Origin of the sequence: Ruminococcus sp. CAG:379, from assembly GCF_000434255.1 — a bacterium.
Classification (GTDB): domain Bacteria; phylum Bacillota; class Clostridia; order Oscillospirales; family Ruminococcaceae; genus Ruminococcus_F; species Ruminococcus_F champanellensis.
The window spans coordinates 50,280-51,897 of record NZ_FR894882.1; the positions used below are offsets into that span (position 1 = coordinate 50,280).

The 1,618-nt window shown below is 57.4% G+C and carries 2 protein-coding genes; both read left to right on the forward strand.

Annotation, left to right across the window (positions count from 1 at the left end; all coding sequences use genetic code 11):
• Window positions 1-442 (forward strand): sporulation stage IV protein A (locus QVO51_RS05110; protein ID WP_369677900.1); only part of this gene is annotated, 442 nt, incomplete at its 5' end.
• Window positions 443-552: 110 nt separating this feature from the next.
• Window positions 553-1,618, forward strand: a 1,066-nt coding sequence (locus QVO51_RS05115; protein WP_288167883.1) for a CPBP family intramembrane glutamic endopeptidase, incomplete at its 3' end; no start/stop codon positions are given.

Here is a 1,618-nt window from a genome sequence, read left to right on the forward strand (position 1 = left end):
GAAGAAGGCATACGGCAAGCTGGAAAGCGCCCTGGCGGAGGTAGAAGCCACCGGCTACGGCATCGTGATGCCGGATATTACGGAGCTGTCCCTGGAGGAGCCCAAGATCATCCGGCAGGGGGGCAAATACGGGGTGCGCCTGAAGGCATCCGCCCCCTCCCTGCATCTGATGCGGGCGGACATCAATACCACCATCAGCCCCATCGTGGGCTCCGAGGCCCAGAGCAAGGAACTGGTGGATTACCTGCTGCAGGAGTTCGAGGAGAATCCTACAAAGCTGTGGGAATCCAACATTTTCGGCAAGTCCCTCCACGATCTGATGAACGAGGGGCTGCAAAACAAGCTGTACAAAATGCCGGTGGAGGCCCGGATGAAGCTGCAGGAGGCACTGGAGCGGGTCATCAACGAGGGCTGCAACGGTCTGATCTGCTTTATTCTCTGAACGAATACCGGACAGCGCATGCTGTCCGGCTTTTTGCGTATCTGCCGCCTTGACGAACGGGATAAAAAAGTATATACTAGAAGTATCACAAGCTATACAAGGAGGGCATTATGCAGGAACCACAAACCACAACCCCTTCCGGGATCGATCCCAGAAATCCCTTTGACAATCCCACGGAAAACCGTGATTATAATCTGGACTATTCGGATATTCTCCCCCCCATCACAGCCCCCGGATATGAACTGCCGGTGCTGCCTGCCAAGCTGGAGCGTGCAAACATCCGCCGGTTCTACAACCTGGGAGGCGGCATCCTGCTGCTGCACCTGGTTGCCACCAATGTGATCGCCACGATCCTGTACACCATCTTCCCCCTGGTGCTGTCCGGGGTGGACCGGCACCTGAACGGCACCCTGCCGGACAATTACGACTCCATCGTCAGCAGCTACATCAGCAATTCCTCCCTGTCCATGGCGCTGAACACCTTTGTGTTCCTGCTGGGCAATACGGGGCTGTTCCTGCTGGGCTGCCGATGGGCAAAGATCCCAATCGGATCTTTGTTCCAGACCAAGAAGCTCACCGTGCCCACCATGCTCCGGTATATGGGGCTGGGTTTGTTTTTACAGCTGGCATCCGCCCTGCTTGCCACCTTTGTGGACGATCTGCTGGTCAAGGGGGGCTATGGCACCTACACCCCGGATTTCAGCCTGTCCGGCAGCAAATTGCAGCTTGCCGCCATGATTCTCAGCACCTGCCTGGTAGCGCCCATCACCGAGGAGCTGCTGTACCGGGGCTTTTTCCTGAAGGTCATGTCCCGGGTGAGCCAGCGCTTCGGCATCTTCATGAGCGCCCTGTTCTTTTCCCTTGCCCACGAAAACATCGCCCAGGGCATCCTCACCTTCCTGGTTGGCATCCTTCTGGGATACATTGCCACCAAGCACGATTCCATCATCCCCTGTATCGTGGTGCATTTCACCATCAATTCCTACAGCATGCTCACCTCCCTGCTGAACGAATTTGACCAGGAGCTTGCCAACGTATTCTCCGGGCTTACCGCCATTATCATTCTGGTGGGCGGCGCTGTGCTGTTCGTGTACACCCTCATCAAGGAGCGGCTGCCGGACAATACCCCCCGGCAGAGCCTGCGCTGCGGCAGGATCGCCATCGGGGCATGGCCCC